The following is a 5,122-nucleotide window of genomic DNA, read 5'->3' as shown; positions in this document are numbered from 1 at the left end:
TTTCCAAGATGAGCCCCGGGATGTAAAACAAGGCACATTGCGCCAATGCTTTCGCATCTTTTTAGTTCTTGAACAAACGAATCCCTTGACTTTTTGAGTATTTCTTTATCGCTTGCACACAGATTTATAAGATATGAACTGTGGACGATGACGGGGTAAATTTGAAATTTGTAGAGTTCGGAATGGAATTTTTCTATTTCTTTTTTGTTTAATTTTCTTGCCCTCCATTGGGCGTTGCTTTTGGTGAATATTTGAATTGTTTCACATCCGATTTTTACAGCTCTTGAAACAGATTTATCAAGACCGCCACTTATTGAGATATGGGCTCCGATGTTTAACCTATTTGAATTTTTCATCTCTTTTTCAATATGAGATAAAGTCCAAGAATTATAAGCAGGATAGGCCAAAATTTTTCAAAGTTTTCCCAAATCTCAAAGGAGTATATAACCCCAACATTTGTGAGTAGAAACAAAACTCCAATTCCAATAAGCGTCATCGCTGGCAGAAGAAGGGCATAATCATTGGGGCGATTGACGAAAGACATCAAGAACGATAAACCAGTCACTATCAGAACTACTGGCCAAAAGAAATGGATTTCAGGATTGAGTAGATCAAAAGAGTCTATGAAAAGATAAATTCCAAAGAAAAAGAAAATTGAACCCCAGAAAACTTTTTTATTTGAATTTAACCCGAAACCAGAGTATCCAAGATATGCTCCATAGACCACAAGCAAAACAGAGATGATTTTCTTCCAGCTTAAGTGTAAAGTTCCAAGTTTATCAAGGAGGATCAAGAATCCAATTATAACAAGTATAACTCCGAAAAACAGAGTAGATTTTCCGTTTCTCTGTGTTATTGATGTCATTTTTATGGTGTCTATATTTTTGTCATTAGGGTTTTACTTAATAGATCTTCAAAAGTTTCACGTTCTCGTATAAGATAATAATTTTCCCCGTCAATTAGAATTTCTGCGGGTCGTGGTCTTGCGTTGTAATTTGAGCTTGAAACGAAGCCGTAAGCTCCAGCAGTCATAACGGCAATGTAATCCCCTCTTGAAACGGAAGGAATTTTTCTATCTATGGCGATGAAATCACTTGTTTCGCAAACAGGACCAACGATATCTGCGATTTCTATCTCTTCACTTTTTAAAGTAACAGGGACGATTTGATGATAAGCTTTGTAAAGAGCTGGTCTTATAAGTTCGGTCATTGAGATATCGGTTATTATAAAATTCTTGACTTTGCTTTTTTTTGTGTAGATAACTTTTCCAACGATTATGCCGGCGTTTGCAATTATAAATCTCCCTGGTTCAAAGATGAGCTCGCATCCAGTTTTCTCAAGAATTGGTAAAATTTCATTTGCAAAAAGTTCGGGGTTTAGTTCTTTATCATCGTTTTCTTCAAATGGCAGTTTGTCATTGACGATCACATTTTTATATTTCACACCAAGCCCACCACCAAAATCAATATGTGAAATTTTCACTCCGTTTTTCTCAAGTTTTTCAATATACCGCAGGATAAATTCCGCTGTTTCAACGAATGGTTCAACACTGACTATTTGGGAGCCGATATGAGTATGAATTCCAAGAAGTTCAACATTTGTTAGGTTAGTTGCTTTTTTAAAAACATCAATTGCCTCGTTTGGATCGATTCCAAATTTGCTTGTTTTTATCCCCGTTGATATATACGGGTGAGTTTGGGCATTGATATCGGGATTTACCCGGATTAAAATTCTGGCTGTTTTGTTTAAACTTTTTGCAATTTCATTCACTATGAGAAGCTCTTGCGGTGATTCAATGTTGAGTGAGAAAATGTCATTTTCAAGTGCAAATTTTATCTCATCGTCGTATTTCCCAACCCCTGCGAATGATATTTCCTCTGGTTTGAAGCCAGAGTTTAGGGCGATATAAATTTCCCCGGCCGAGACAGTGTCAGCTCCAGCCCCAAGTTTGCTTAAAATTTTAAGTATTGATGGGTTTGAATTTGCTTTAAGGGCGTATAAAATTTTTGAGTTGCGGAGTGAATTTTTCAATAACTCAAAGTTTTGGGTTATCTGTGCCTTGCTGTAGATATAAATTGGCGTTCCAAATTCTTCAGCTATTTTTCTAATAGGGACTTCCTCACAGTAGAGTTCATCAGATTTGTAATAAAAATGAAGCAATTTTCTTTTTTTGTTTTAAAAATAATTCCAGCAGGTGAAATTTTCAATAGAAAATGTTGGAAAATCGGGCGCAGGATAAAGTTGTGCTGATTTTAAACTTGTTTTATTCCTATTGCAAGATTATATTTATTTGGCTTTACCAAGCATTAAATTTTATTGAGAAAACTTTAAAAATTTAGATATGGCAAAACAGAAAACACATTTCGTCTGCCAAAATTGTGGATACATTTCACTTAAGTGGATGGGTAGATGTCCCGAATGCAATGAATGGAACACTATGGTTGAGGAGATAATAATGCCAGAAGATAAATTACAGGAGCAGATTTCACTTTTAAAACAGCCCGCTATAGCGGTTGATATTGATAAAATTGAACTTAAAGAAGATGAAAGAATAAAAACTGGGATAGCTGAGCTTGACCGTGTTCTTGGTGGAGGGATTGTCCCTGGCTCTGTGGTTTTAATAGCTGGTGACCCCGGGGTTGGGAAATCAACCCTGATGACGCAGATAGTCCCGGGTTTGAAGGGGAAAAAAATTCTTTATGTCACAGGTGAGGAATCTGTAAAACAGCTTAAACTTAGAACCGAGAGATTAAACTTCCCTAAATCATTTCAATCCAAGAATTTTCTTGTCCTTGCTGAGACAAATTTAAATCTTGTCATAAATGTTATTGAGGAAACCAATCCAGATATAATTATCATTGATTCAATTCAAACTATGTATAGACCTGAACTTGAAAGTGCCCCCGGAAGTGTTAGTCAAGTTCGTGAATGTGCTTCGGTGTTAATGCAGATGGCAAAAAATACGGGCAAGTCCATCCTTCTTGTTGGGCATGTAACGAAAGATGGATTAATTGCTGGTCCGAAGGTTCTTGAGCATATGGTTGATACTGTTTTACAATTTGAAGGTGAGAGGCATCAATCTTACAGAATTTTAAGAGCTGTGAAAAATAGATTTGGTTCAACGAATGAGATTGGGATTTTTGAGATGACCACGGAAGGTTTAAAGGAGGTTAAAAATCCATCAGAGATATTTCTTTCAGAGAGAACATTTGGAGCTTCTGGTTCCTCAGTCGTGGCGTGTATAGAGGGGACCAGACCCCTTCTTGTGGAAGTTCAAGCTCTTGTTTCCCCTGCAAGTTATGGAACGCCACAAAGGACATCAATTGGATTTGATTATCATCGCCTTTCTGTTCTTCTTGCTGTGCTTGAGAAAAAAGTTGGGATAAGGTTAGGGGGGCATGATGTGTTTATAAAAATTGTCGGTGGTTTGAAAATTGAAGAACCTGCGGTTGACCTTGGCGTTGTGACGGCAATTGTTTCAAGTTTGAAAGATATACCTGTTGATTCGCAATCCGTTGTAGTCGGTGAGGTTGGACTTGCTGGTGAAGTTAGGTCAGTTACTCAGATTGAGAAAAGGATTCAGGAATCTGCTAAACTTGGTTTCAAAAAAAATTATCATTCCAAAAAATAATATGCGTGGTCTGAAAGTTGAAACCGAAATTGAAGTGGTTGGCGTAAGAAAGGTTAATCAGGCGCTTGAGGAACTTTTAAACATTTAAAACTATAAAAGGGGCAAAGATGAAAGAAACTCTTGGGCTTATTGGTTTAGTAGCAATTGTGGTGTGTTGGATACCGCAAACATATGAGTCAATAAAGCGCGGTTATACAAACATGAATCTTTATTTCCTTTTGATTTATTTCATTGGTAGTTTATCTCTGACGATTTATGCGATTGGAAATTATGTGTTTTTCACGCTTAATTTTCTTGCTTCTGTTGGAAGTTTAATAAATTTATACTTCAAATTCTTCCCCCGTGTTAGAACAAACCCGAAAAAGGTTAATGAAATTAGTTCTTGCCACGAAAAACAAGCACAAAGTTGAGGAGATAAAGCAAATTTTAAAAATTTATCTTGATGATGAGTTGTATTCTCGGATAGAAATTTTAAGTGCTGGTGATTTCATAGGAGTCCCAGAAATTGAAGAGGATGGAAAAACATATATTGAAAATGCTCTTAAGAAGGCAAAAGAGATTCATAAATTTACCGGTCTTCCCTCAATTGCTGATGACAGTGGTATTGAAGTTGATTTTTTAAATGGTGAGCCAGGGGTATATTCGGCAAGATATGCAGGGTTAAGGGCAACGGATGAAGAGAATAACAGGAAACTTTTGAAAAAACTTGAAGACGTTCCGCTTGAGAAGAGAACCGCTACATTTAAATGTGTGATCGCCTATGTTAATAAAAATGAAGAGAAAATTTTTGAAGGAGAAACGAAAGGTAAAGTCATCTTTGAACCCAGAGGGATGGGAGGCTTCGGATATGATCCTCTTTTTGTCCCAGATGGATATGAATTGACTTATGCAGAGATGCCGGAAGATTTAAAAAACAAGATAAGCCATAGATCAAAGGCAATTCAAAAATTTGCCGAATTTCTTACGCTGATTTTAAAAACAAAAGCTGGTTTGGAATGAAAAAAACTAAAAGTAAAACACTTTACACAAAAGCCCCAGGACTACTTGGTATCCCGAGCGTTGTTGCACCTGAGCCAGCCTTAACAAGAAAACTATCTGCATGTCCGTGATAGCAACCTTCAAATTTTATTATTTTCTTTCTTCCTGTATACGCCCTCGCAAGGCGAATTGCGCTCATCGTTGCCTCAGTCCCAGAATTAACCATTCTGACAAGCTCAACTGTTGGCATCATTTTATTTATCAATTCCGCCATCTTAACTTCAATTTCAGTTGGAGCACCATAACTTGTCCCGTTCTTCAAAATACCTTTAACTGCAGAAATAACCTCTGGATGTGAATGTCCAAGTATGAGCGGTCCCCAAGACATCACATAATCAATAAATTTATTTCCATCAACATCCCAAATTTTTGAACCGGATGCTTTTGAAATAAAAAGAGGGGTTGAATTTACAGATTTAAATGCTCTAACTGGTGAATTCACTCCGCCGGGGA

Annotated in this window: 5 protein-coding genes and 2 pseudogenes; 3 read left to right on the top strand and 4 right to left on the bottom strand. The window is 36.9% G+C overall.

The window, feature by feature from the left end; translation table 11 throughout:
- The 3 genes from AT685_RS00305 to lysA form a co-directional block, all read right to left on the bottom strand.
- The coding region (locus AT685_RS00305) for a TIM barrel protein (protein WP_143713049.1) at positions 1-356 on the bottom strand (356 nt) is incomplete at its 3' end.
- The gene (locus AT685_RS00300; RefSeq protein WP_072149649.1) at positions 353-865 is read right to left on the bottom strand and encodes a LiaI-LiaF-like domain-containing protein; all 513 of its coding nucleotides are present in this window, start codon (positions 863-865) and stop codon (positions 353-355) included. The genes AT685_RS00305 and AT685_RS00300, both read right to left, overlap by 4 nt.
- 11 nt (positions 866-876) lie before the next feature.
- Positions 877-2,160: a diaminopimelate decarboxylase gene (gene lysA, locus AT685_RS00295; RefSeq protein WP_072151080.1), complete on the bottom strand. Its 1,284-nt coding sequence runs from the start codon at positions 2,158-2,160 to the stop codon at positions 877-879.
- 181 nt (positions 2,161-2,341) lie between these two features.
- Here lysA and radA point away from each other — a divergent pair.
- The 3 genes and pseudogenes from radA (at position 2,342) to rdgB (ending at position 4,630) form a co-directional block, all read left to right on the top strand.
- A pseudogene (gene radA / locus AT685_RS00290) lies at positions 2,342-3,719 on the top strand (DNA repair protein RadA).
- Between the two features lie 19 nt (positions 3,720-3,738).
- Positions 3,739-4,041 (top strand): PQ-loop repeat-containing protein, encoded by a 303-nt coding sequence (locus AT685_RS00285; protein ID WP_072151079.1) that lies wholly within the window; start codon positions 3,739-3,741, stop codon positions 4,039-4,041.
- Entirely contained in the window at positions 4,001-4,630 is a 630-nt protein-coding gene (gene rdgB / locus AT685_RS00280; RefSeq protein WP_072151078.1) for an RdgB/HAM1 family non-canonical purine NTP pyrophosphatase, read from the top strand. The genes AT685_RS00285 and rdgB overlap by 41 nt, the downstream gene beginning before the upstream one ends.
- Before the next feature lie 34 nt (positions 4,631-4,664).
- Here rdgB and AT685_RS00275 read toward each other — a convergent pair.
- Positions 4,665-5,122 (bottom strand): annotated as a pseudogene (locus tag AT685_RS00275) (aminotransferase class III-fold pyridoxal phosphate-dependent enzyme); the annotation flags it as partial.

The sequence above is a fragment of the Candidatus Kryptobacter tengchongensis genome, assembly GCF_001458555.1.
In the GTDB taxonomy this organism is placed as follows: domain Bacteria; phylum Bacteroidota; class Ignavibacteria; order Kryptoniales; family Kryptoniaceae; genus Kryptonium; species Kryptonium tengchongense.
Note: the sequence above shows the minus strand (reverse complement) of the source record. Positions and strands in the feature narration are given on the sequence as shown.